20 protein-coding genes are annotated in these 25,072 nt (G+C 69.7%); 14 read left to right on the top strand and 6 right to left on the bottom strand.

Annotated elements, in window-relative coordinates:
- Positions 1 to 55 precede the first annotated feature (55 nt).
- Entirely contained in the window at positions 56 to 916 is an 861-nt protein-coding gene (gene fdhD / locus ACFFGH_RS12175; protein ID WP_386668587.1) for a formate dehydrogenase accessory sulfurtransferase FdhD, read from the bottom strand.
- Positions 917 to 976: 60 nt separating this feature from the next.
- On the opposite strand from fdhD, the gene ACFFGH_RS12170 reads away from it, so the two are divergent.
- Both ACFFGH_RS12170 and ACFFGH_RS12165 read left to right on the top strand, forming a co-directional pair.
- Entirely contained in the window at positions 977 to 3,298 is a 2,322-nt protein-coding gene (locus ACFFGH_RS12170) for an FdhF/YdeP family oxidoreductase (RefSeq protein WP_386668586.1), read from the top strand.
- A 57-nt stretch (positions 3,299 to 3,355) separates the two neighbouring features.
- Entirely contained in the window at positions 3,356 to 4,258 is a 903-nt protein-coding gene (locus ACFFGH_RS12165) for a tyrosine recombinase XerC (protein WP_386668584.1), read from the top strand.
- A gap of 100 nt (positions 4,259 to 4,358) precedes the next feature.
- On the opposite strand, the gene ACFFGH_RS12160 is transcribed toward ACFFGH_RS12165, so the two are convergent.
- The gene (locus ACFFGH_RS12160; RefSeq protein ID WP_386668583.1) at positions 4,359 to 4,850 is read right to left on the bottom strand and encodes a M23 family metallopeptidase; all 492 of its coding nucleotides are present in this window, start codon (positions 4,848 to 4,850) and stop codon (positions 4,359 to 4,361) included.
- A 345-nt stretch (positions 4,851 to 5,195) separates the two neighbouring features.
- On the opposite strand from ACFFGH_RS12160, the gene rpsB reads away from it, so the two are divergent.
- The 9 genes from rpsB to ACFFGH_RS12115 all read left to right on the top strand — a co-directional run bounded on the left by rpsB (position 5,196) and on the right by ACFFGH_RS12115 (position 12,131).
- Positions 5,196 to 6,299, top strand: a complete 1,104-nt coding sequence (rpsB, locus tag ACFFGH_RS12155; RefSeq protein ID WP_386668581.1) for a 30S ribosomal protein S2 — start codon at positions 5,196 to 5,198, stop codon at positions 6,297 to 6,299.
- An 84-nt stretch (positions 6,300 to 6,383) separates the two neighbouring features.
- The gene (gene tsf / locus ACFFGH_RS12150; RefSeq protein ID WP_386668579.1) at positions 6,384 to 7,211 is read left to right on the top strand and encodes a translation elongation factor Ts; all 828 of its coding nucleotides are present in this window, start codon (positions 6,384 to 6,386) and stop codon (positions 7,209 to 7,211) included.
- Between the two features lie 99 nt (positions 7,212 to 7,310).
- Positions 7,311 to 8,015, top strand: coding sequence for a UMP kinase (pyrH, locus tag ACFFGH_RS12145; RefSeq protein WP_386668577.1), 705 nt, complete (start codon positions 7,311 to 7,313; stop codon positions 8,013 to 8,015).
- 84 nt (positions 8,016 to 8,099) lie between these two features.
- Positions 8,100 to 8,654, top strand: a complete 555-nt coding sequence (gene frr / locus ACFFGH_RS12140; protein WP_386668575.1) for a ribosome recycling factor — start codon at positions 8,100 to 8,102, stop codon at positions 8,652 to 8,654.
- A 2-nt stretch (positions 8,655 to 8,656) separates the two neighbouring features.
- Positions 8,657 to 9,631, top strand: a complete 975-nt coding sequence (locus ACFFGH_RS12135; protein WP_386668574.1) for a phosphatidate cytidylyltransferase — start codon at positions 8,657 to 8,659, stop codon at positions 9,629 to 9,631.
- Between the two features lie 62 nt (positions 9,632 to 9,693).
- Positions 9,694 to 10,245 (top strand): DivIVA domain-containing protein, encoded by a 552-nt coding sequence (locus ACFFGH_RS12130; RefSeq protein ID WP_386668572.1) that lies wholly within the window; start codon positions 9,694 to 9,696, stop codon positions 10,243 to 10,245.
- A gap of 87 nt (positions 10,246 to 10,332) precedes the next feature.
- Positions 10,333 to 11,034 carry an aggregation-promoting factor C-terminal-like domain-containing protein gene (locus tag ACFFGH_RS12125; RefSeq protein WP_386668570.1) on the top strand — a complete coding sequence of 234 codons (702 nt, stop codon included), beginning with the start codon at positions 10,333 to 10,335 and terminating at the stop codon, positions 11,032 to 11,034.
- Positions 11,035 to 11,085: 51 nt separating this feature from the next.
- Positions 11,086 to 11,388 (top strand): Rv1322 family protein, encoded by a 303-nt coding sequence (locus ACFFGH_RS12120; protein ID WP_386668568.1) that lies wholly within the window; start codon positions 11,086 to 11,088, stop codon positions 11,386 to 11,388.
- Positions 11,385 to 12,131, top strand: a complete 747-nt coding sequence (locus ACFFGH_RS12115; protein WP_386668566.1) for an alpha/beta hydrolase — start codon at positions 11,385 to 11,387, stop codon at positions 12,129 to 12,131. The genes ACFFGH_RS12120 and ACFFGH_RS12115 overlap by 4 nt, the downstream gene beginning before the upstream one ends.
- A 3-nt stretch (positions 12,132 to 12,134) precedes the next feature.
- On the opposite strand, the gene ACFFGH_RS12110 is transcribed toward ACFFGH_RS12115, so the two are convergent.
- Both ACFFGH_RS12110 and ACFFGH_RS12105 read right to left on the bottom strand, forming a co-directional pair.
- On the bottom strand, positions 12,135 to 13,202 hold the full coding sequence (locus ACFFGH_RS12110) for an AI-2E family transporter (RefSeq protein ID WP_386668564.1): 1,068 nt from the start codon (positions 13,200 to 13,202) through the stop codon (positions 12,135 to 12,137).
- Between the two features lie 15 nt (positions 13,203 to 13,217).
- Complete coding sequence (locus ACFFGH_RS12105; RefSeq protein ID WP_386668563.1) at positions 13,218 to 15,104, bottom strand: hypothetical protein; 1,887 nt, start codon at positions 15,102 to 15,104, stop codon at positions 13,218 to 13,220.
- A 269-nt stretch (positions 15,105 to 15,373) separates the two neighbouring features.
- Between ACFFGH_RS12105 and ACFFGH_RS12100 the strand changes: the two genes are divergently transcribed.
- Together ACFFGH_RS12100 and ACFFGH_RS12095 are read left to right on the top strand one after the other, a co-directional pair.
- Positions 15,374 to 17,128: a DUF8094 domain-containing protein gene (locus ACFFGH_RS12100; protein WP_386668561.1), complete on the top strand. Its 1,755-nt coding sequence runs from the start codon at positions 15,374 to 15,376 to the stop codon at positions 17,126 to 17,128.
- Complete coding sequence (locus ACFFGH_RS12095; protein ID WP_386668559.1) at positions 17,125 to 18,060, top strand: co-chaperone YbbN; 936 nt, start codon at positions 17,125 to 17,127, stop codon at positions 18,058 to 18,060. The genes ACFFGH_RS12100 and ACFFGH_RS12095 overlap by 4 nt, the downstream gene beginning before the upstream one ends.
- Positions 18,061 to 18,080: 20 nt before the next feature.
- Here the strand turns inward: ACFFGH_RS12095 and glgB are convergent, their stop codons facing one another.
- Together glgB and ACFFGH_RS12085 are read right to left on the bottom strand one after the other, a co-directional pair.
- Complete coding sequence (glgB, locus tag ACFFGH_RS12090) at positions 18,081 to 20,315, bottom strand: 1,4-alpha-glucan branching protein GlgB (RefSeq protein ID WP_386668557.1); 2,235 nt, start codon at positions 20,313 to 20,315, stop codon at positions 18,081 to 18,083.
- Positions 20,315 to 22,312 (bottom strand): alpha-1,4-glucan--maltose-1-phosphate maltosyltransferase, encoded by a 1,998-nt coding sequence (locus ACFFGH_RS12085; RefSeq protein WP_386668555.1) that lies wholly within the window; start codon positions 22,310 to 22,312, stop codon positions 20,315 to 20,317. The genes glgB and ACFFGH_RS12085 overlap by 1 nt, the downstream gene beginning before the upstream one ends.
- A gap of 142 nt (positions 22,313 to 22,454) precedes the next feature.
- Here ACFFGH_RS12085 and glgP point away from each other — a divergent pair, with 142 nt between their 5' ends.
- A complete protein-coding gene (glgP, locus tag ACFFGH_RS12080) occupies positions 22,455 to 25,004 on the top strand; it encodes an alpha-glucan family phosphorylase (RefSeq protein WP_386668554.1) in 2,550 nt (849 codons plus the stop codon).
- The last annotated feature ends 68 nt before the right edge of the window (positions 25,005 to 25,072 follow it).

Here is a 25,072-nt window from a genome sequence, read left to right as displayed (position 1 = left end):
AGCCGGCCGCCCGGGCACGCTCGGCAGGACTTCGATCCCGGGTCGGGCAACGGGATCAGCCCCCGGCTGCGGGCTCCCGGATCCGGTCCCCGCGGCTGTAGACATTGAGGCTCGAGCCGCGGCTGAAGCCGGCCAGGGTCATTCCGGCCCGGTTCGCCAGATCCACCGCCAGCGACGATGGAGCGCTCACCGCCGCCAGGATGGGGATTCCGGCGAGCTGCGCCTTCTGCACCAGTTCGAACGAAGCGCGACCCGAGACCTGCAGCACCGTGCCGCGCAGCGGCAGCCGCCCCTCACGGAGCGCCCATCCGACCACCTTGTCGACGGCGTTGTGGCGGCCGACGTCCTCCCGCAGGCAGAGCAGCTCCCCGGTGAGATCGAAGAGACCCGCCGCGTGGACTCCGCCCGTGCGGTCGAAGACCTCCTGATGCTCCCGGAGCCGGTCGGGGAGGCTCGCGAGCACGCCGAGGCCGATCGGCGCCGGGTCGTCTGCGACGACGAAGTGCGCCACCTTGGAGACGGCATCGATGGATGCGGTTCCGCAGATGCCGCACGAGCTGGAGGTGTAGACCTGCCGCGCCGACACCGATGCCGGCAGCCGGGCTCCGCCGGCGAGCCGGGCGTCGATGACGTTGTACGTCTGGTGGCCGTCCTCGTCGACGCCCGAGCAGTACCGCATTGCGGCGAGGGAGTCAGGGTGCGCCAGGATCCCTTCCGACACCAGGAAGCCGGCTACCAGGTCGAAGTCCTGGCCTGGCGTCCGCATGGTGACCGAGAACGATTCCCCGTTGACGCGCACCTCGAGGGGCTCCTCGACGGCGAGCACGTCCTCACGGCTCGATCGCTGCCGGGCGTCGCCTCCCGACCCGACCAGGGTCAGCCTCGTGATCCGTCGGCGCTGGGTCAGTCGGCTCATGGCGCCCCTCTCGTGGCACCTACCATGGTCGCACGGGCGATGGCGGCTGGAGGGTGGCGAATGGCGAAGAAGGCACCGCGGGAGGGCGTCGACGAGACGAGGCTCAAGGTGACGCCCCCGAAGACGCACGCGGTGGGCATCCCGGCGATCCTCTCCGCGATGGAGATGTCCCTCGAGCAGATGGGAGTCGTCCGAACCGCTCGCACACTGCTGCGCGTCAACCAGAAGCAGGGCTTCGACTGCATGGGCTGCGCCTGGCCGGAGGGGAACCACCGGCATGCCGCCGAGTTCTGCGAGAACGGGGCCAAGGCGGTCGCGGAGGAGGCGACGCTCCGACGGGTCGGTCCGGAGTTCTTCGCCGAGCACTCGGTGGCGTCGCTGCTGCAGCGGGACGACTACTGGCTGGGGCAGCAGGGGCGGCTCACCGAGCCGATGGTGCTCGAGGAGGGCGCCTCCCACTACACGCCGATCTCCTGGGATGCGGCCCTCGACCTGGTCGCCGAGGCGCTGCGCGACCTCCCGAGTCCCGACGACGCGGTGTTCTACACCTCGGGTCGAACCTCCAACGAGGCGGCCTTCCTCTACCAGCTGCTCGTGCGAGGCGTCGGCACCAACAACCTGCCGGACTGCTCGAACATGTGCCATGAGTCGAGCGGTTCTGCGCTGACCGAGACGATCGGCATCGGGAAGGGGTCGGTGCGGCTGGAGGACGTGCACGACGCATCCCTCATCCTCGTCGCCGGCCAGAACCCGGGCACCAACCACCCCCGGATGCTGTCCGCCCTGGAGAAGGCCAAGCGCAACGGGGCGATCATCGTCGCGGTCAACCCGCTGCCCGAGGCGGGGCTGATCCGCTTCGAGAACCCGCAGACGCCGCGGGGGCTTCTGCTCGGCGGCACCGTCCTCGCGGACGACTTCCTGCAGGTGCGGCTCGGCGGCGATCAGGCGCTCTTCCAAGGGCTCGGGAAGTACCTCCTCGAGGTCGAGGAGCACGGGCGTCCGGTGCTCGACTACACCTTCATCCGCAACCACACCGCCGGGTTCGACCAGTATGCGGAGCACCTTCGCGCCCTGTCCTGGCAGACGATCGTCGAGGCGACGGGGCTTCCGCTCTCGCAGATCCGCGCCACCGGAGAGCGTCTCGCCAGCTCCCCGGCGACCGTGGTGTGCTGGGCGATGGGTCTCACGCAGCACAAGCATTCCGTTCCGACCATCCGTGACGTCGTCAACGTCCTCCTGATGCAGGGCAACATCGGAAAGCCCGGTGCGGGCGTCTGCCCGGTGCGCGGACACTCCAACGTGCAGGGTGACCGGACGATGGGGATCTTCGAGCGGATGCCGGAGCCGTTCCACGCGGCACTGGACGCGGAGTTCGGCTTCGTGTCGCCGCGCAAGCACGGGTACGACACGGTCGCCGCGATCGAGGCGATGCACGCAGGCCGGGTGCGGTTCTTTCTGGGCATGGGCGGCAACTTCGTGCGCGCCACCCCGGACACCGAGGTCACCGAGGAGGCGCTGCGCCGCACGGAGATGACCGTGCAGGTGTCGACCAAGCTCAATCGCTCGCATCTGATCACCGGACGCCGCGCGCTCATCCTCCCCACCCTTGGACGCACCGAGCGTGACGTGCAGGCCGCCGGCGAGCAGCGGGTCACCGTCGAGGACTCGATGAGCTCCGTGCACGCGTCGCGGGGACGCCTTGCCCCGGCGAGCGACTCCCTCCTCTCCGAGGTCGCCATCGTCGCCCGCATCGCGCGGCGGCTGTTCACGGGGGATCACCCCCTCCCGAACGCGCCGGTCGCCGACTGGGCGGCGCTGGAGGGCGACTACGCCCGTGTTCGGGAGCACATCGCCCGCGTCGTGCCCGGCTTCGGGGATTTCGAGAAGCGCATCCAGAAAGGCGGCAGCTTCCTCCTGCCGAATGGCGCACGCGACGGGCGCTCGTTCCCGACGGCGACCGGCAAGGCGAACTTCACCGCGAACGAGCTGTGGTATTCGCGGATCCCGAAGGGCCGTCTGCTGCTGCAGACGCTGCGCTCGCACGACCAGTACAACACCACGATCTACGGCAAGGACGACCGGTATCGCGGGATCCGCAACGGTCGTCGGGTCGTTCTGGTGAACCCGGATGACCTCGTCGAACTCGGCTTCGCCGACGGGGACCTCGTCGACCTGATCTCGGAGTTCGACGGGGCGGAGCGCCGGGCGCCAGCGTTCCGGATCGTCGCCTATCCGACGACGCGTCGCAACGCGGCCGCGTACTATCCGGAGACCAATGTGCTCGTGCCGTTGAACTCCTTCGCCGACGTGAGCCGCACGCCGACCTCGAAATCGGTCGTCATCCGCCTGGAGTCCGCGAAGGAGCCTGCAGTTCGCGTGTGAGCAGGCCGAACTGGCGCGCCGCCCGCCAGTTCGGCGGCGGCGAGGGACGATGGTTCCGTGGACGTTCAGCGGGTTGCCGATGCGTATCTGCGGCACCTCGCGCGCGAGCGCGGGTTCAGCCCGAACACCGTGCGCTCGTACCGCTCGGATCTGACGCAGCTCGTCGCGTTCGCGGAGGACCGGGGCGTGACCCGGGTCGAGGAGCTGGACCTGGAGCTGCTGCGCGACTGGCTGTGGGTCAGCGCGCAGCAGGAGCTCTCCCGCGCCACGCTCGCTCGCCGCGCAGCCGCCGCCCGTGGGCTGACCGCGTGGCTCGCGCGGAACGACGAGGTCCCGGTCGACCCTGGAGCCCGCCTGCGCGCACCGAAGCCGGACCGGCACCTGCCGCGGGTGCTCACAAGGACCCAGATGGACCGGATGCTCGACGGGCTGCAGGCGAGAGCGGCGACGGAGGATCCGAACGCGCTCCGCGACCTCGCCGTCATCGAACTGCTCTACGCCTCCGCGTTGCGGGTCAGTGAGGTGACCGGGCTCGACGTGCCGGACGTGGATCTCGGCCGGCTGACGGTGCGGGTGACCGGGAAGGGGTCGAAGCAGCGCACCGTGCCGTTCGGGGTCCCGGCCGCGAGGGCGCTCCGGCGCTACTTCGAGCAGGCGCGCCCGAAGCTGCTGGCCGAGCCGACGCTCGCCATGTTCCTCGGACCGCGCGGTGGTCGGCTGGGGAGCCGCGCCGTCTACTCCCTGGTGTCGGCCCTGCTCGAGGAGACGCCCGGCTCCGGACCTGCCGGCCCGCATGCGCTCCGGCACACCGCGGCCACGCACCTGCTCGACGGCGGCGCGGACCTGCGCGCGGTGCAGGAGATGCTGGGTCACGCCAGCCTCGGAACGACGCAGATCTACACCCATGTCTCGCGCGAGCGCCTCACTGAGGCGTACAAGACGGCGCACCCCCGCGCGTAGCGCCCGCGGCCGTCTCGAAACCCGTGACCGCGCTCGGTCGTTGAGCTCGTCGAAGCGGCCGAAGCAGCTGACGGTTTCCGGTTCGGTCCCTTCGACAGGCTCAAGGACCGGGGCGGCCGTGTTCGGAGCGCCGCGTTGGGAGGAGGACCGAGCGCGGGATACCGCCCAGGTACCGCAGCGGCGAGACGTACTGGCCGAGCACCCGCGCACCGACGTGCAGGCATGGCACATCGCAGTGGCCGGGGAGCAGCGTGCCGATCACGTCGCCGGCATCCACCAGGTCGCCTCGCTCGAGGTCGCTCTCCACCGGCTCGAAGCTCGACAGCACCCCGTCGTCGTGTCGGATCGAGAGAACGGGCCGGTCGACGACGAATCCGGCGAAGTGGACCACCCCGCCGGCGGGCGCCCGGACGGCGGCGCCCTCATGCGCGGTCAGATCGGCCCCACGATGGCCACGGCCGTACGGCGATGGCGGAGCAGAATACGGCCGCGCCACGACGTGCGGGCCGTCGACGGGCCACAGCCATGGCGGCGGGGGCAGCGTCGCCACGACGGCGGCGGCGCTCAGCAGGAGAGTCAGCACGCTCGGCATGCCCCAACCCTCGACTGCGGTGGCGCCATGCGATGCTCACGCCGGCATTCGGTGGACACCGCCTCCAACCCACACCGCGGTGGGGGAGCGGACCCCGGCGACCGCGCACGGGCGGTGCTATCATCGAGGAGCACCTTGCGAATGCGAGGTGACTTCGCGTGCCCACGGGCCGCCCCCGGATCGGCTGATTCCTCGGCCGGACCGGATCGCGGCTGGCAGCGCATCCATCAGTCCCTCACTTCACAGTGCGGGCGGATGTGCGCCGGGCACCAGGATCGGCCGCCACACGGCGGAACGAGAACAACTGAGAACGGCGTGTCCGCACGCCAGAGAAGGAGCACGGCCATGGCCGTCGTCACGATCCGCCAGCTGCTCGACAGCGGCGTCCACTTCGGGCATCAGACCCGTCGGTGGAACCCGAAGGTCAAGCGTTTCATCCTGACCGAGCGCTCGGGCATCCACATCATCGACCTCCAGCAGTCGCTGGCCTACATCGACAAGGCCTACGACTTCGTGAAGGAGACGGTCGCCCACGGCGGCACCGTCCTTTTCGTGGGCACCAAGAAGCAGGCGCAGGAGTCCATCGCCGAGCAGGCGACCCGCGTCGGCCAGCCCTACGTCAACCAGCGCTGGCTGGGAGGTCTCCTCACCAACTTCCAGACGGTCTCCAAGCGCCTCGCGCGCATGAAGGAGCTCGAGGAGATCGACTTCGACGACACCACCAAGGGCTTCACCAAGAAGGAGCTCCTCATCAAGCGTCGCGAGCTCGACAAGCTCCACAAGACGCTCGGCGGTATCCGCAACCTCACCCGCACCCCGTCCGCGATCTGGGTCGTCGACGCGAAGCGTGAGCACCTGGCCGTCAACGAGGCGACCAAGCTCGGCATCCCGGTGATCGGCATCCTCGACACCAACGCGGACCCGGATGAGCTGCAGTACCCGATCCCGGGCAACGACGACGCGATCCGCTCCGTGGCGCTGCTCACCCGCATCATCGCCGACGCTGCGGCCGAGGGTCTCATCCAGCGTCACCAGAAGCCCGGCGAGGGTGAAGAGGCCGCGGAGCCGCTGGCCGAGTGGGAGCGCGAGCTGCTCGAGCAGGGTGGCGCCGTTGCGCCCGCCGCTGACGCAGCGCCGGCTGTCGAGGCCACCCCGGCGGATGTCGCGGACGCCGCAGCGGATGTCACCCCCGGCAGCCCCGAGGGCACGCCCGCCGGCCAGACCGAAGGCGTCGGCGCGACCGTCGAGGAGAACGACGCGGACGCCGCGGCCCAGGCCGTCGAGCCGACCACCGAGGCGGAGCCGGTGCACGCACCGGAGACGCGGGCCGAGGTCGAGGAGAAGATCGAGGCCGCCGCGACCGAGGACGAGAAGACCCCGGCCGACGACGACGCTGCCGCCGAGAAGCCCGCGCGCAAGACTCCGGCGAAGAAGGCCGCCGCCAAGTAACACCGGCGGCCGGCCGCCGAATTCACCAAGGACCGCGGTCCGGGCCACAAGCCCGGGCCGCGGCAGAGAACGTAAGGAACACGGATGGCAAACTTCACCCTGGAAGACGTCAAGTCCCTGCGCGAGCGCCTCGGCACCGGCATGGTGGACACCAAGAACGCGCTCGTCGAGGCCGACGGCGACGTCGAGAAGGCCGTCGAGATCCTCCGCCTCAAGGGAGCCAAGGGCAACGCCAAGCGCGCCGACCGCTCCACGAGCGAGGGGCTCGTCGCCGCGAGGGAGACGGACGGCGCGACCACGCTCATCGAGCTCGCCTGCGAGACCGACTTCGTCGCGAAGAACGACAAGTTCGTCGCGCTCGGCGAGAAGGTGCTCGACGCGATCGCAGCGGCCGGCGCCGGCAGCCTCGAGGAGGCGCTCGCCGCCCCCGCCGAGGGCGGCACCGTCGCGCAGCTGATCGACGACCAGGCCGCGACCATCGGTGAGAAGATCGAGCTCCGCCGCGTCGCCGTGGTCAAGGGCGAGAATTCGGCCGTCTACCTGCACCGCACCAGCAAGGACCTGCCGCCGCAGATCGGCGTCGTGCTCGGGTACTCGGGCGAGGACGCGGAGACCGCGCGCAGCATCGCGCAGCACATCTCCTTCGCGGACCCGCAGTACATCAGCCGTGAGGACGTCCCGGCGGATGCGGTGGAGAACGAGCGTCGCATCGTCGAGGAGATCAGCCGGAACGAGGGCAAGCCAGAGGCCGCCCTGCCGAAGATCGTCGAGGGTCGCCTCGGCGCCTTCTTCAAGCAGGTGGCGCTGCTCGAGCAGGACTACGCGCGCGACAACAAGCTCGCCGTGCGGAAGGTGCTCAGCGACGCAGGCCTGACCGTCAGCGGCTTCGCCCGCTTCAAGGTCGGCGCCTGAGCCGAGGAATGATACGGGGTCCGGAACGAGAAGTTCCGGGCCCCGTTTTCTGCAGCCAGGCACGAACGCCAATATGGACCAGAAACAAGGGGAGACGTTTTGGACAAGCGACGACGGGTTCTGCTGAAGCTTTCCGGTGAGTCGTTCGGAGGGGGCCAGCTCGGCGTCAATCCGGACATCGTCGCCGGCATCGCGCGCGAGATCGCGGAGGCGGCGAAGAGCGTCGAGGTGGCGATCGTCGTCGGCGGCGGGAACTTCTTCCGGGGAGCGGAGCTCAGCGAGCGCGGCATGGACCGCGGACGCGCGGATTACATGGGCATGCTCGGCACCGTGATGAACGCGCTGGCGCTGCAAGACTTCCTGGAGCAGGACGGCGCGCAGACCCGCGTCCAATCCGCCATCTCGATGACCCAGGTCGCCGAGCCGTACATCCCGCGCCGGGCCGAACGCCACCTCGAGAAGGGCCGCGTCGTCATCTTCGGCGCGGGCGCCGGGCTGCCGTACTTCTCCACCGACACCGTCGCCGCTCAGCGCGCCCTGGAGATCGACGCCGACGTGGTGCTGGTCGCCAAGAACGGTGTGGACGGCGTGTACTCCGCCGACCCGCACATCGACCCGACGGCGTCGAAGATCCAGGAGATCAGCTACCAAGAAGCGCTCGTGCGCGGTCTGAAGGTGGTCGACTCGACGGCGTTCAGCCTTTGCATGGACAACAAGATGCCGATGGTCGTGTTCGGCATGGCTCCGGAGGGCAACGTGCTGCGGGCGATCCTCGGTGAGGAGATCGGCACGCGGCTGCGCTGACGCCCGCCCCCGACTGCGTCCGGGCGGCGCGGGAGCCACGCCGCACCCGGGCGATACACTCGATCCGAGACGAAGGAGCCGCAGTTGATCAGCGACGTTCTGGCAGAGGCCAAAGAGAAGATGACCAAGGCCGTCGAGGTCGCGAAGGATGACTTCAGCACCGTCCGCACCGGCCGGATCAACGCCGCCCTGTTCCAGAAGATCCCGGTCGACTACTACGGGACCCCGACGCCGCTCGCACAGCTGGCGAGCCTGCAGACGCCGGAGGCGCGCACGCTGATCGTGACGCCCTACGACAAGTCGGCGCTGAAGGAGATCGAGAAGGCGATCGCGACGTTCCCGAACCTCGGTGCCAGCCCCACGAACGACGGCACCATCGTGCGCGTCACCATCCCCGAGCTCACGCAGGACCGCCGCAAGGAGTTCGTCAAGATCGTGCGCGGCAAGGCGGAGGACGCCAAGGTCTCGGTGCGCAACATCCGCCGGCGCAGCAAGGACGACCTCGACGCGCTGAAGAGCGAAGTCGGCGACGACGAGGTGGCTCGCGCCGAGAAGGAGCTCGAGTCGATCACGAAGACCTATGTCGACGCGATCGACGAGGCCCTGAAGCGCAAAGAAGCCGAACTCCTCGAGGTCTAGGGGTGACCGAGAGCCCGCCGCCGCGCTGGGGCCGGCGAAGACGGGCCGCGCGGCTGGAGTTCGAGGCTCGCGCGCAGGCCACGGTCGCCGAACTGGAGGCGCGGGTCCACGCCACCAGGGTCCAGCTGGACGCCCTGGATGAGCGGATCCAGGCGCGCACCGGCCGGAACCTGCCGATGGCGATCGGGATCGGGCTGGTGCTCGGGTTCGCGCTGCTGTTCAGCATCGTCTGGTACAAGGAGCTGTTCATGCTCCTCGCCGGAGCGCTGATCGGATTCACGAGCTTCGAGCTTGCGAGCGCGCTCCGCTTCGCCGGCCACGACGTGCCGCGCATCCCCAGCGTGATCGCCGGGCTCGCCATCGTGCCGGCGGCGTTCTACTGGCACGCCGAGGGCCAGTGGTTCGTGTTCCTCGCCGGGGTGCTGTTCGTCGGCGGGTGGCGCCTGGTCGAGCAGCTTCGCCCGAGCTCCCGCGCGCCGGCGAGGAGGCTGCTCACCGACCTCGCCGCCGGCACGTTCGTGCAGGCATACGTTGTGCTGCTCGGCAGCTTCGCGGTGCTCCTCACCAGCGAGGACGGCGGCCAGTGGTGGACCTTCGCGTTCCTTCTCGTCGTGGTCGCCGCCGACACCGGCGCATACGCGTCGGGGCTGGTCTTCGGCAAGCATCCGATGGCGCCCCGGATCAGTCCGAAGAAGACCTGGGAGGGCTTCCTCGGGTCGGTCGCGATCGCCGTCGTGACGAGCCTCTTCCTCGCGGAGTTCATGATCGGGGTCGAATGGTGGGCAGGCATCCTCCTCGGGGTGGTCATCGTCGGGACCGCGACCCTCGGCGACCTGATCGAGTCACTGATCAAGCGGGATCTCGGCATCAAGGACATCTCCACCTGGCTTCCCGGGCACGGCGGATTCCTCGACCGGATCGACTCGGTGCTGCCGTCCGCAGCTGCCGCATATGTGCTGTACCTGCTGCTGGCCTGACCTTCTCGCCGCCGGCGCGCGCGCTCCCGGGAGATGGGCCGGCCATCCGGCAGTATTGACGCGTGAGTGATCTCTTCCCGCGGGTCAAGCGGCACGGGTACGACGCCGAAGAGGTGAAGCAGTTCCTGGACGCCGCACGGGAGGCGTATTCCACCCCGATGTCGGAGCCGGCGAAGCTCACCGCCGAGGAGATCCGGCACACCGCATTCTCGATGCGGAAGGACGGCTACTCGCCGGCGCACGTCGACGCCGCGCTCGAGCGGCTCGAGGACGCGTTCGCGGCTCGGGAGCGCGACCGGGCCCTGGCAGAGGCCGGACCGGAGGCATGGACGGCACACGTGCGGAGCACCGCGCAGGCGATCCTGGACCGCGCGGCACGCCCGGACGGACACAAGTTCAAGCGAGTCGGTGTGCTCACCACCGGCTATCACCCCGAGGACGTCGACCGGTTCGCCAGGAAGATCCGCGGATACTTCGAGCAAGGCAAGCCGCTCACCGTCGACGAGGTGCGCACCGTGGCGTTCCGGCCGCGCCGCGGCGGGTACTCGGAGACCCAGGTCGACCTCGTGCTCGACAGCGTGACGAGCGTCATGCTGGCGGTCAAACAGCAGTGAGGAGACGGCGGCAGCCCGCGAAAAGGGGGGATGTGCCGTCGTGCCGAATGGGCTATTCGTGACGCAACGGTTACACTTGTCCCTTAGATGGCCAAGCACTCTTCCGTTTTCCAGCCCGAGGGGCGGCGCAGCGGCGCCGCCGCTCCTGCTGATGGACGGCACACTCGGTCCGGTTGGTCCCTCCCCGTCTTCGGCTTCCTCGCCACCTGCAGCTTCCTGCTGGTGAGCATCGTTGAGCCGTATTCCGGGGCGTACGCCACCACCCCGGCGACGGTCGCCCCCGCTCTGCAGCAGCAGGCCGCGCAGTCGCTGACGGTGGCCGGGAACCACGAGAACGAGGCGCAGCGCGACGGCTTCAAGGTCGTGGAGCTGCCCAAGCCCAAGCCGAAGGTCGTGGCACCGCCGCCCGCCGAGAGCGGTGGCGGCGATGGCGCCGCGGCCGCTGCGCCCGCGCCCGCGCCCGCCCCGGTGGCGGGTCCGGTCGACCCGGGCAGCGCACAGGCCATCGCCCGCGACATGGTCGCCGCCCGGGGCTGGGGCGAAGGGGAGTTCAACTGCCTCGTGTCGCTCTGGAACAAAGAGTCGGGCTGGAACGTCTACGCCCAGAACCCCTCCAGCGGCGCGTACGGCATCCCGCAGGCCCTGCCGGGCAACAAGATGGCCTCGGCCGGCGCGGACTGGCAGACGAACCCCGCCACGCAGATCAGCTGGGGTCTCGGCTACATCGCCGGCCGCTACGGCGCGCCGTGTGGCGCCTGGAGCCACTCGCAGAGCGTGGGCTGGTACTGATCGACTTCGTCGGTCGCTGAGCCCGTCGCCGTCGAGCTTTAGGGTGGAAGCATGCCTCGCTCCAATCGACCGTCCCGGCGGCGAGGTTCGTTCGAGCCGCATGACGAGTTCGACCCAACCCGCGTGCTGTTCGGCACCCGCCGCACGGTGGCGAAGCGGGACGGGATCTGGAACGTGCAGCCACTCGCGCCGACGTCGGCCCAGAAGACGTATCTCTGCCCGGGTTGCAGCCTCGACATCGGACCAGGCACGGGCCACGTGGTGACGTGGCGGGCCGACGGCCTGTTCGGCGAGCAGGACGACCTCGCGGCACGACGCCACTGGCACAGCCACTGCTGGAACATCCGCCCGTGAGTGACGAGCAGGGCGCGGGCGCGACGACCCCCATCCGCAGCGGCAGCGAGCTTCCTGCCCGGCGGGAGGACATCGAGCTGCGGACGGCCGACGGACTGACGCTCGTGGGGGAGCTTGCGCTGCCGGAGTCCGCCCCACCGGTCGCCACGCTGGTGTGCCTGCATCCGCTGCCGACCCATGGCGGCTTCATGGACTCCCACATCCTCAGGAAGGCGGCCGCCCGTCTTCCGGCGATGGCGGACATCGCAGTGCTCCGCTTCAACCTGCGCGGGACGTCGTCGCCGCGCGGCGCCTCCGAGGGCGAGTTCGGGGACGGCATAACCGAGGAGCACGACCTCGCCGCCGCGATGGGCTTCGTGCGCGAGCGTGGCCTGCGGAGCCCGTGGCTGCTCGGGTGGTCGTTCGGCACCGAGGTGGCGCTGAAGCACGGGCTCGAGCACGACGATCTCGAGGGCCTGATCCTGCTGTCGCCGCCGCTGCGGCGGACCACGCCGGAGGAGCTCACGGCGTGGGCGGGCAGCGGCAAGCACATCGTCGCGGTCGTCCCCGAGTTCGACGACTTCCTGCGGCCGGCTGAGGCGGCGGAGAGGTTCGCCGTGGTGCCTGAGGCGGAGCTGGTGGCCGTCGAGAACGGCAAGCACCTGTGGGTGGGGGAGAGCCAGACTTACCGCGTGCTCACTGAGATCGTCGCGCGCCTCAACCCGGGTGTGCTCCCGCTGCCGACGGAGTGGCCTTCCGCCTGAGCGTCAGAGCGTGTTCTGCCGCGGGATGACGACCTGCTTGAAGATGAGCAGGATCGACGCCGCCACGGGAATGGCGACCAGCGCGCCCAGGATGCCGGCGAGGGTGCCGCCGGCCAGTGCGGCGATGACGACCACAACGCCCGGCACCTTCACGGCCGCCCGCATGATGTTCGGGCTCAGCAGGTACGCCTCCACCTGCATGTACACGAGGTAGTAGATCGCGGCGATGATCCACGCGGGAACCGCCCATTCGGTCGTCGCGTCCGGCGGGAACAATGCCAGGCTCGCGACGATGATCGTCGACCCCGAGATCGTTCCGACCAGCGGCACGAGCGAGAACAGGAACGCGATGAACGCCAGCAGCGCGGAGTACTCCGCCCGCAGGATCGACATGAAGATGAAGGTCAAGATGCCGTTCGTGAAGGCCAGCGCGAGCTGCCCGACCACGAACCGGCCGACCGCGACGCTGATCTGCTCGGAGAGGTCGATGAACTTCTCGCGCTTCGAAGCGGGCACCAGCTGGTACATCGCGCGCTTGATGTTGTGCAGCGACGCGACGAAGTAGATCGTGAGGATGAGCACGATGACGAACCCGAAGACGCCGCCCGCCACGGCGATACCCGTCTGGAGCACCCCGCCGAAGATGTTCGTGATGGTGTCGCCGCTCTGCGCCCAGGCGATCGCCTCGTCAGCGATGTCGTCCACGGGGAGGAACGGGAACGTGTCCTGCGCCCATTCCCGCGCCGTCCCGTCGACCAGGAGGTCGATGAAGTCCGGGAGCTGCTGAATCAGGGTGCTCACCTGAGCGCTGATCACCGGGATGATCGCCAGCACCAGCCCCGTCACGGCGCCGAGCAGCACGAACAGCACGATCAGGATCGCGAGCCAGCGCTTGACGCCGCGTTTGTCGAGCCAGGTGACCAGCGGGTCGATGCCCATGGCGATGAACAGCGCAGCGCCGATGTAGGTGAGGATCGTCGCCAGATTCAGGAACGCGACACCGATGCCGATGGCGACGAGGACGCCGAGTCCTCCGAAGAGCCCGAGACGGAACGGGTTCTGTATTCTCAAGCTCGTCCTTGGGGCCTAGTGTTCGGCGGTCACCTTCTCTGCTTGTGACAATACCCCGCGGAGCCCTTCCACATAGCTCGCCACGGCCTCGCGCTCCTCGCGGAGCTCCGCCAGGCGACGTTCAGCGTCGGCGACGAGTTGGGCCGAGCGCGTCTGCGCGTCGTCGAGCATCGCCTTGGCGCGGGCCTCGGCGTTGGCGAGAGACTCGCGGGCGGTGGCTTCGGCCTTCTCGCGGGAGTCCCGCAGCAGCGCCCTCGCCTGCGCCTCGATGCTGTCGGCCTCGAGACGCTTCTCGGATGCCCGCTGCGTCGCATCGGCGAGCTGGGCCTGCGCCTCGTCGAGGTAGCGCTGGGTCTGGGCGACGGCCTCCTCGTGCCGGGCGAGCAGCTCCTTCTCGGCGTCGTCGCGGCGCGCCTTGAGCTCCACGTCGAGGTCGATCCGCGCCTGCTCGGCGTCGCGGGTGAGGGAGCTCCGTGTCTCCGCCGTCTCGTGTGCCAGCGCCGCCCGCGTCGCCTCGACCTCACCGGCGAGCTCGCTGCGCACCTTCTCGGCCTCCCGTGCGAGATCGGCCTCCTGCTTGTCGGTGTCGTGGGCGAGTCGGGTCCGGGCGTCTGCGAGCTCGTTGTCGAAGGCGGTGCGCGCGTCGCGCAGCTCGAGCTCGAGAGCCTCACGTGCGCCGGCGGCCTTCGCCGTGACGTCTGCGCGGAGCGCCGCCGCCTCGTCGGCAGCATCGGTCCGCACCTTCTCCGCGTCCAGGTCCGCAGCCGACCTCACGCGCTCCCCGTACACGTCCGCCTCCTCCCGCACCCGGTCCGCTTCGGCCGTCGCCTCGCGCAGCGTGCGCTCGGCCTCGGCGGTCGCCGCACCGAGCGTCCGCTCCGCTTCCGCCGTCGCGTCGCCGAGCACCCGCTCCGCCTCGGCCGTCGCCTCGCGCACCGTCTGCTGCGCGTTCCCATTCGCCTCCGTGACCAGCCGCTCGGCCTCATGGGCCGCGTCGGAGCGGCGCTTCTCGGTCTCCCGCTCGGCGGTGGACCGCAGCTGCTCGACCTCGGCGGCGACCTCCGCACGGGTGCGCCGCGCCTCCTCGTCGACCGTGGTGCGAGTCGACTCGACGTGCGCGTCCAGCTCCGCCGTCCGGCGGGCGATCTCACGCTCCAGGTCGGTGCGCTCCTGCTCGATGTACCGGGCGAGCTCGTCGCGCAGCCGGGCGTCCTGGTTCTGGAAGTCCGCCCGTGCCTTCTCGGTGTCTCGTGCCAGCACGGCCGCCGCTTCGCGTGCCTCGGCCGCCTCGTGACTCGCCACGGCCTTCAGCTCCGCGACCTCCCGTGCGGCCTCCGCGCGCACGGCGGCGGCCTCCCGCTTGCTCGTGGAGCGCAGCTCCGCCGCCTCCGTCGCCACCGCGCCCCGGATCGCCGCGGCCTCGCGCACGGCGTCCTGGGTGAGGGTCTCCGAGTCGGTCTCCGCGCGGGCGCGGATGTCGTCGGCGTCGGCGCGGGCGTGGGCGAGGATCTGCTCAGCCTGCTCCCGGGCCTCGGTGAGGATGCGCTCCGCCGCGTCGGCCGCCTCCGTCCGGAGGCGCTGCACGTCGGCCTGCACGGAGCTGCGCAGCCGCTCGGCGTCGATGTCGGCCTGGCTGATCAGCCGCGTCGCCTGCTCCTCGGCGAGGCGCAGCGTGCGCTCCAGGCGGATGCCGAGGCCGGAGTACGTGGGGCTGCCCGTCTCGTCGAGCTCCGCCTGCAGATCCTCCGCCAGCGCGGCGAGCCGCTTCGTCTCTTTGGCAGCCTCCGCGCGATCGCTGTTGGCCTTGATGAGGTCGCGCCGGAGCTCGGAGATCGCCCGATCGACCTCTTCCTTCCGGTACCCCCGCAGTTCGGTCCCGAACCCAGTGTCGTCAGCCGACATGGTGCCCCCTCTTGGCATCTCGCGTCGACGCTGCCGCGTCGGAAGAAGTGTAACGAGCGCCCCTGAGGCGCGGCGCGGTCGCCGGTCGCCGGTCCCGGCGGACTGCGCGGCCGAACCCCGGTTTCCGGTTTCGGGGGACGTCAGCTATTCTGGAATGTCTTTGCTGTTCCCCGCCCGCTGTCCCGAGTCTCGCGGGCAGGGTAACCCGAGCGCTGTGCGCCGGGCCTGCTGGTGAAGCACCAGCCGGGGGGAACACGAAAGGAGTACCAGTGCGTTTTGTTGTGGCCATCGTGCTGTTCGTGACCGCCTTCGTCGCCATCGGCGTCGGCATCGCGCAGCGCACGGTCTGGGCCGGCCCGGATTCGCTGACCCTGACCGCTGACACCGACTCGGCCGCCGTGCTGACCCTGCTCGAGGGCAGCGTGCTCAACGCCCATGAAGGCCGGCAGTCGGTGGAGATCAGCGGCAGCGAGCAGGTCGCCGCCGCGACCGGGCGAACCGACGACGTGCTGGCCTGGATCGGCGACGCCCGGTACAACCGCATCGACATCGACCCGGAGACCGGCGAGTTCGTCACCGAGGTCGTCGAAGGCTCCGAACTGCAGGTCCCGCCCATCACCGGGTCCGACCTCTGGCTGAACGAATACACGCAGGAGAATATGCTGACCTTTGCCGTCGACGTCCCGGAGGATTACTCCATGATCATTGCCGCGGACGGCGCCGAGCCGGCGCCGAGCAACATCAGCGTCACCTGGCCGCTCGACAACTCCGCCCCGTGGGCCGAGCCGCTCGTGATCGCGGGACTGACCCTGCTGCTCCTCGGACTCGCCGCGCTGATCTGGGCGCTGCTGCACCTGCGCCGGTCGCGAGGACCGCGTCGCAAGCAGCCGCGGCTCCCGAAGCCGCCACGCGCGCGGCGGTACAAGCCAGCCCAGCGCGCAATGACCTCCACCGGGTCCGGCCGGCGGAACATGATCGCTACCCCGGTCGCGCTCGCCGGCCTCCTCGCGATCGGCGGGTCCGCCATCGTGGCCACCCCCGCGACGGCCGACCCGGTCGGCGCAGCGTCTGCCGGGGAGACCGCTGCGCCCGAGATCGAGCTGCCCCCGACCGCGGTCACCGAGTCGCAGCTGCGCCGCATCGTCGCCAACATCGGCCAGACCGTCGCCGAGGCGGACGAGGAGCGGGATCTCAAACTCGCCCGTGGGCGCCTGGAAGGCGCCGCACTGCAGTTCCGCAAGGCCAGTTATGAGATCCAGGAAGAGGACGACGAGCTCGGTCAGCTTCCCGTGATCCCGCAGCGCAGCGTCAAGCTGACCCTCCCGCAGCAGCTGTCGCTGCCCGCGCAGGGCGAGACCTGGCCGCGCACCGTCTTCACGATCGTGCAGGACGGCAGCGAGGAGTCCGCACCGCCGGTCGCCCTCATCCTGGTGCAGCGCGACCCGCGCAGCCAGTACAAGGTGCACTTCGCCATCACGCTGGAGCCGGAGACGGTCATCCCCGACGTCGCCCCTCCGACCGTCGGCGCCGCCCGGCTGCCTGAGGACACGAAGCTGCTCGCGGTCGCGCCCAAGGACCTCGCGGCCGCCTACGGCGACGTGCTGCTGAAGGGCGAGGAGAGTGACTTCGCTGAGCTCTTCGACCTCACGGACGACACGCTGCTGCCGCAGATCGGCGTGGAGCAGAAGGACAAGCGCGAGAAGAAGATCCCCGAGACCGCCGAGATCGAGTTCTCGAACGCACCCGGCAAGAGCGAGACCATCGCCTTCGCGACGAATGACGCCGGAGCCCTCGTCGCCCTCGCCGTGAACGAGAAGGAGACCGTGCGACCGGTCGAGGAGGGTGCCGCGGTGAACCCCGACGGCGCTGTCAAGGCCCTGTCCGGCAAGAAGCAGTCCACCAAGGGCATCACCGCCACCTATGGCAACCAGTTGCTGTTCTACGTCCCCCCGGTGACCGAGGGGGGCAAGATCCAGCTTCTCGGCTACAGCACCAGCCTCATCGCGGCGTCGGAGGTGGGATGAGCGACGCTCCTCCGCCGGTCGGCAACCTGAGAGGCGCCGTCGACCTGTCGTCGCTCGTGCGACCCCGGCAGCAGCCGTCTCCGGCAGGCGCAGGCCAGCCGAACGGCCCGGCCGGGTCGGCCACGGCGCCGGGCGTCGTGCTGGAGGCCCGCGACGAGACGTTCAGCTCCGTGCTGGACCTCTCGAACCGTGTGCCGGTCATCGTCGAGTTCTACGCCGAGGGCATCGAGCCGTCGCTCGGCACCGTGGTGACGAGCTACGGCGGCCGCCTGGTGCTCGCGACCGTCGACGGCAACGCGAACCCGCAGCTCGCGCAGGCGTTCCAGGTGCAGCAGGTCCCCGCGGTGGCCGCCGTCGTCGCGGGCCGCCCGCTGCAGCTCTTCGTCGGCATGCCGGCAGAGGATGAGGTGCGGCAGGTCTTCGACCAGGTGCTCGAGCTCGCGGCGCAGAACGGCGTCACCGGCTCCGTGCCGGTCGACGGGGCCGACGACGCCGCTCCGGAGCCGGAGGAGCCGCCGCTGCCGCCGCTGCACCAGGAGGCGTACGACGCCATCGCCCGCGGCGACTTCGCCACCGCGGTGAAGGCCTACACGACCGCGATCGCCCAGGACCCGCGCGACGCGATGGCGGTCGCGGGCCTCGCCCAGGCGAAGCTGCTGCAGCGACTCGACGGCGTGGTCCCGGCGGACGTGCGTTCGGCCGCAGCCGACCGGCCGAAGGACGTCGATGCCCAACTCGGCGTGGCGGATCTCGACATCAGCGGCGGTCACGTCGACGACGCGTTCGGCCGGCTGCTCGACGTCTTCCCGGCGCTGAAGCCGGATCAGAAGGACAAGATCCGCGTGCGGCTGCTCGAGTACTTCGAGATCGTCGGCGCCGAGGACCCTCGCGTGATCGCGGCCCGCCGCCGCCTCACGATGCTCCTGTACTAGCTCCAGCTACGACAGTGGAGCTAGGCGGCTTCGGTGCCGCCGTCCGGCTCGCTGCTGGCGTCGAGGGCCTCCTCGGCGGGTGCCGGCTTGGCCGCGCTGGCGCTCTCGCGCCGCGGGGTGAGGTACAGCGCGCCGAGCGGCGGCAGCGTGAGCTCCACCGACGCGGGGCGGCCCCACCAGTGCTCGTCGCTTGCGGTGACGGAGCCGAAGTTGCCCACTCCCGACCCGCCGTACTCCTCGGCGTCGGTGTTCACCACCTCGTCCCAGACGCCGCCGAACGGCAGGCCGACCCGGTAGGTCGGGATGGTGTTGCCGCTGAAGTTGAACAGGCCGGCGATGGGCTGGCCGTCCGTCGACCAGCGGAGGAACGCCACGACGTTCTGCCCGGAGTTGCCGCCGTCGAGCCACTCGAATCCGCGGTCCGTGTTGTCCTGCTCCCAGAGGGCGGGGTGATCCCGGTAGACCGTGTTCAGCCGCGACACGAGTCGCTGCAGGCCCTGGTGCACCGGCTGCTCGAGGATCCACCAGTCGAGACCGCGCTCCTCGCTCCACTCACCCGGCTGCCCGAACTCGCTGCCCATGAACAGCAGCTGCTTGCCGGGATGCGCCCACATGAACGCCAGGTACGCGCGCACGTTCGCGAGCTTCTGCCACTGGTCACCCGGCATCTTGCCCAAGAGCGACCCCTTGCCGTGCACGACCTCGTCGTGGCTGATGGGGAGCATGAAGCTCTCACTGAACGCGTACATGAAGCTGAACGTGATCTCGCCGTGGTGGTACGAGCGGTACATCGGGTCTTCCGACATGTACTTCAGCGTGTCGTGCATCCAGCCCATGTTCCACTTCAGGCCGAAGCCGAGACCGGACATGCTGGTGGGCTTGGTGACACCCGGCCAGGCGGTCGACTCCTCGGCGATCATCACGATGCCGGGGTTCCGCTTGTAGGCGGTGGCGTTCACCTCCTGCAGGAAGCTGATCGCCTCGAGATTCTCCCGGCCGCCGTACTTGTTCGGCAGCCACTCCTCGCGCGAGTAGTCGAGGTACAGCATGCTCGCGACCGCGTCGACCCGGAGCCCGTCGATGTGGAACTCTTCGAGCCAGTACAGCGCGTTGGCGACGAGGAAGTTCCGCACCTGCGAGTCGCCGAAGTTGAAGATGAGCGTGCCCCAGTCGAGCTGCTCGCCGCGGCGCGGGTCTGCGTGCTCGTACAGCGGCCGCCCGTCGAAACGGGCGAGCGCCCACTCGTCCTTCGGGAAGTGGCCGGGCACCCAGTCCATGATCACGCCGATGCCGGCATTGTGGAGGCGGTCGATGAGGTGCTTGAGGTCGTCGGGGGAGCCGAACCGGCTGGTGGGGGCGTAGTACCCGGTGACCTGGTAGCCCCAGGACCCGCCGAAGGGGTGCTCCGCCAGCGGCAGGAACTCCACGTGGGTGAAGCCGAGCTGCGTCACGTACTCGATCAGCTGATCCGCGGCGTCCTGATAGCTGAGCCCCGGTCGCCATGAGCCGAGGTGGACCTCATAGACGCTCATCGGGGAGTTGTGCGGATCGCGCTGCGCCCGCTGGTCGAGCCACGCGGAGTCGGTCCACTCGTAGCGCGAGTGCGTCACCTTCGATGCGGTCGCCGGCGGCACCTCCGCGGCGCGCGCCATCGGGTCGGCGCGCTCGACCCAGGTGCCGTCAGGGGTGAGGATCTCGAACTTGTAGGAGGCGCCAGGCTGCACTCCGGGAAGGAAGATCTCCCAGATGCCGACATCGTCGAGACGGCGCATCGCGGAGTTCACGCCGTACCAGCCGTTGAAGTCACCGATCACGCGCACCGACCGCGCGTGCGGGGCCCAGACCGAGAACGAGGTGCCATCGACGCCCTCGTGCGGCCGGTAGTGGGCGCCGAGCACATGCCACACCTGCTCGTGCCTGCCCTCGCCCCACAGGTGGCGGTCGATCTCGCCAACCGAGGGGACGAACCGGTACGGGTCGTCCGCGATCCAGTTCGGCCCACCGGCGTAGGCGGCGTTCAGCTGGTACGCCTGGCCGGGCGCATCGTAGGAGCCCTCCCAGACCCCCTCGCCGATGTGCTCGAGGGGCACGCGGGTGCCGTCGGCGAGCACCGCCGTGACCGACTCCGCGAGCGGCCGGAGCGCGCGGAGCACGAACCGCATGCCCTCTTGGCGCTGGCCGAGATGGTCGTGCGGCCGCGGGTGGCTGCCGGACGCGATCCAGCGCACCAGGTGGGCATCGAGGGTGGTCGGCATCATGCTCCTCTCGGGTACTCGACGCTCAGGATGTGGACCGGCTCCTGATAGGCGTCCAGTCGGACGAAATTGCTGACGCCCCAGGTCCAGGTTTGGTTGGTGAGCAGCTCGGTCACCTGGTAGGTCGACGGGTAGGGGAGCCCCAGCTTCGTCAGATCAAGGTGGATGTTGGTCTCCCGGACGGAGTGCGGGTCGACGTTCGCGACGACGATGATCCCGTCCGGGCGTGCGCCGCGTCCGATGTGCTCCGCCGCGAGGAACTTCGTGAAGACGAGGATGGCGCCGTCGTCGCTCCAGTGCACGTCGAGGTTCCGGAGCTGCTTCAGCGCGGGGTGGTTGTCCCGGATGCGGTTCAGCTGCCGCAGGTACGGTGCCAGCGAGTGGCCCTCGGCCTCCGCTGCGGCGAAGTCGCGCGGCTTGTACTCGTACTTCTCGTTGTCGATGTTCTCCTCGGACCCCGGCCGGGCGACATCCTCGAACAGCTCGTAGCCGGAGTACACGCCCCATGACGGCGACGCGGTGGCCGCCAGGGCGGCACGGACCTTGTACGCCGCGCGCCCGCCGAACTGCAGGTACTCGGTGAGGATGTCCGGGGTGTTCACGAAGAAGTTCGGCCGGAACCAGGCGCTCGTCTCCTTCGAGACCTCGGTGAGGTACTCCTCGAGCTCCTGCTTCGTGTTGCGCCAGGTGAAGTAGGTGTAGGACTGCTGGAACCCGACCTGGCCGAGCGACTGCATCATCGGCGGTCTCGTGAACGCCTCGGCGAAGAAGATGACATCCGGATGCGCCGCGTTCACCTCGTGGATCAGCCACTCCCAGAACCGCAGCGGCTTCGTGTGCGGGTTGTCGACGCGGAAGATCTTGACGCCGAGGTTCACCCAGTGCAGCACCACTCGGAGCAGCGCCTGCGTGAGCCCGTCCCAGTCGTTGTCGAAGTTCAGCGGGTAGATGTCCTGGTACTTCTTCGGCGGGTTCTCCGCGTACGCGATCGTGCCGTCGGGGAGCGTCGTGAACCACTGCGGATGCTCGGTGACCCATGGGTGGTCGGGGGCGCACTGGAATGCCAGGTCGAGCGCCACCTCGAGGCCGTTTCGCTTCGCCTGGTCGAGGAAGAAGGTGAAGTCCTTCTCGGTGCCGAGGTCGGGGTGGATGGCGTCGTGGCCGCCCTCCGCCGCGCCGATTGCCCATGGCGAGCCTGGGTCGTTCGGGCCGGCGTTGAGGGTGTTGTTCGGACCCTTCCGGAAGGCACGCCCGATCGGGTGGATCGGCGGCAGGTAGACGACGTCGAAGCCCATGCGCTTGACCTCGGGGAGCCGCTTCGCCGCGGTGCGGAACGTGCCGCTGATCCAGCTGCCGTCCTTCCGCTGCTTCGCGCCGATGGAGCGGGGGAAGAACTCGTACCAGCTGCCGACGCCGGCACGCGAGCGCTCGACGCGGATCTCGTGGGGCTCAGAGTCGGTGACGAGGCTTGCGAGCGGCTTCGTCTCGACCAGTGCCGTCAGCTTCGGGTCGAGCGCGAACGCGAGGCGCTCGCCGGCGCTCTGCGTGGGGTCCGAGAAGGCGGCGAGGGCCTGCAGCACGGGCTTGGACCGCCCGGCCCGCTTCAGCAGCTGGGCGCCGATCTGGAACATGAGCTCGACATCCACACCCGCCGGGACCTTGATCTCGGCGTTGTGGAGCCAGGTGAGCCAGTCATCGACGAAGGCGCGGACGCGCCACGTCCAGGCGCCCTCCTGGTCGAGCTGACCGACCGCATGCCAGCGGTCGACCGCCTGCTCGATCGGCAGTTTCGTCATCCGCGTGACGCGAACCGAGCCGTCCGGCGCCGTCAGCAGGAGCTGGGTGCCGAGCTGGTCGTGACCCTCCTTGAACACGGTGGCTTCGAAGGGCACGACCTCGCCGGCGAAGGCCTTCGTGGGCCAGCGATCCTCCGGTTGGAGCGGCGAGAGATTGCGGATGGGGATGCGTCCGATGCGAGGTTCATAGGCGGTCTCCACACCTCGACCGTATCCGGTGTGCAGAGAACGCCGATGCGCAATCCAGCGACCTGTCAGAGACAACGACGGGGATTTGGAGGCCCGGAAGGCGCACCGGCGGGGTGTTGGGCAAGCGCTTCCAACTCGGCCTAGGCTTGGCCGGGTGAAGGCTATCCGACGGTTCACCGTCCGCACCGTGCTCCCGGAGTCGCTGAAGGCGCTCGACGAGCTCGCCACGAACCTCCGCTGGTCCTGGCATGAGCCGACGCTCCAGCTGTTCCGCTCGATAGACCCGGTGCTGTGGGAGTCGACCGGCCACGACCCGGTCGCCCTCCTCGGCGAGGTGGCCCCGGAGCGGCTGGCGGAGCTTGCGAGCGACTGGAGCTTCGTCGAGCGCACGAACGCGCTCCGCGACGACCTGCACAGTTACCTCCAGGAGCCGCGCTGGTATCAGTCCCTCGAGGACGCTCCGCGTGCGATCGCCTACTTCTCGCCGGAGTTCGGCATCGCCGCCGCGCTGCCGCAATACTCCGGCGGCCTCGGGATCCTGGCCGGCGACCACCTGAAGAGCGCATCCGACCTCGGTGTGCCCATCGTCGGTGTTGGGCTCTTCTACCGCGCCGGGTATTTCCGTCAGGGCATCTCCCGGGACGGCTGGCAGCAGGAGAGCTACCCGGTGCTCGATCCGGACGGCCTGCCGCTGACCGTGCTGCGTCAACAGGACGGTTCCCCGGCGCAGGTCGCCCTGGAGCTTCCCGAAAACCGGGTGCTGCATGCCCGGATCTGGCAGGCGCACGTCGGGCGCATCCCGCTGCTCATGCTCGACACCGACATCCCCGCCAACGATGACGACCTGCGCGGAGTCACGGACCGGCTCTACGGCGGCGGCGGGGAGCACCGGCTGCTGCAGGAGCTGCTGCTCGGCGTCGGCGGGGTCCGCGCGATCGACCTGTACTGCGAGCTCACCGGCGCACCGGCGCCCGAGGTGTTCCACACCAACGAGGGTCACGCGGGCTTCCTCGGGCTCGAACGGATCAAGAAGCTGGTCGGCAAGGGACTCGCCTTCGGCGAGGCGCTGCAGGTCGTGCGGGCAGGCACGGTGTTCACCACGCACACGCCGGTGCCCGCCGGCATCGACCGGTTCGACCTGGGGCTCGTGGAGCGCTACTTCTCGACCGGCCTGCTGCCCGGCGTCGACGTCGAGCGGGTCCTCGCCCTCGGTGTCGAGAACTACGACGGTGGCAGCCCCAGCACGTTCAACATGGCGGTCATGGGCTTGCGGCTCGGGCAGCGGGCGAACGGGGTGTCGCAGCTGCACGGCGAAGTGAGCCGCGGGATGTTCGGCGCCCTGTGGCCGGACTTCGACACCGAGGACGTGCCGATCACGTCGGTCACGAACGGCGTGCACGCTCCGACGTGGACCGACCCGATGCTGCTCGACCTGATCTCGGACCGGCTGGGCGCGTGGGACACCACCACGGTGGACTGGAACAATGCGGCGATCAGCGACTGGGACCTCTGGGACGTCAAGGGCCGGATGCGGTCGCAGCTGGTGCAGGACGCCAGGGCGCGCACCATCGCGTCGTGGGTGGAGCAGAACCCCGGCGCCGGTGTGCCCGCCTGGTTCAACGAGCTCCTGGACCCGAATGTGCTCACCATCGGCTTCGCCCGGCGTGTGCCAACCTACAAGCGGCTGACGCTGATGCTGCACGACACGGAGCGGCTGCGCGCGCTGCTGACGCATCCGGAGCGACCCGTGCAGCTGGTGATCGCCGGAAAGTCCCACCCGGCAGACGACGAGGGCAAGCGCCTCATCCAGAAGCTCGTCCAGTTCGCGTCTGAGCCGGACGTGCGTAAGCGCATCGTCTTCCTGCCGAACTACGACATCGGCATGGCGAAGCTGCTCTACCCGGGCACCGACGTCTGGCTGAACAACCCGCTGCGCCCGCTGGAGGCGTGCGGCACCTCTGGGATGAAGGCGGCACTGAACGGCTCGCTGAATCTCTCGATCCTCGACGGCTGGTGGAACGAGTACTACGACGGCGAGAACGGCTGGGCGATCCCGTCCGCCGACAGCGCCGGCGACGCCGCGGAGCGCGACGCGCTCGAGGCGGAGTCGCTCTACGACCTGATCGAGCACCAGGTCGCCCCGCGCTTCTACACCCGCGACGGCGACGGCGTGCCCCGGGGCTGGACCGCTTGGATGCGCCACACGCTCTCGACGCTGTCGCCCGCGCTCTCGGCGGACCGCATGGTGCGCGAGTACGTGGAGCGGCTGTACGTGCCCGCCGCGCATTCGGAGCGACGTGTCTCCGCGGATTCGTACGCCGGAGGCAAGGAGCTCGCCGCCTGGATCGCCCGCATCCGCGCAGCGTGGCCGGACCTGCGCGTCGCGCACGTCGAGTCGGAGGGCGTGGAGATCGTGCCGCAGGTGGGTGACGAGCTGACGGTTCGTGCGTTCGTCGACCTCGGTGCGGTGGAGCCCGGCGACGTCAACGTGGAGGTCGTGTCCGGCCGTGCCCACGACGGCGACCGGCTGAAGAACGTGCAGCACACCCGACTGGAGCTCGCCGAGCAGAACGGTACGAGCGCGACGTTCGCTGGCAGGCTGCGTCTCGACCGCGCCGGAAGCTTCGGCTACAACGTGCGGGTCGTGCCGAGTCATCCGCTGCTCGCGAACCCGGCCGAGCTCGGCATCACCGCGGTCGCGTAGGGAAAGCCGGGTCTCTGATCCTGTCGAAGGGACCGCGGGGCTGACCGGTCGATCCCTTCGACGGGCTC

Source organism: Lysobacter korlensis (genome assembly GCF_042434515.1).
This window is presented reverse-complemented; position numbering and strand designations above follow the sequence as displayed.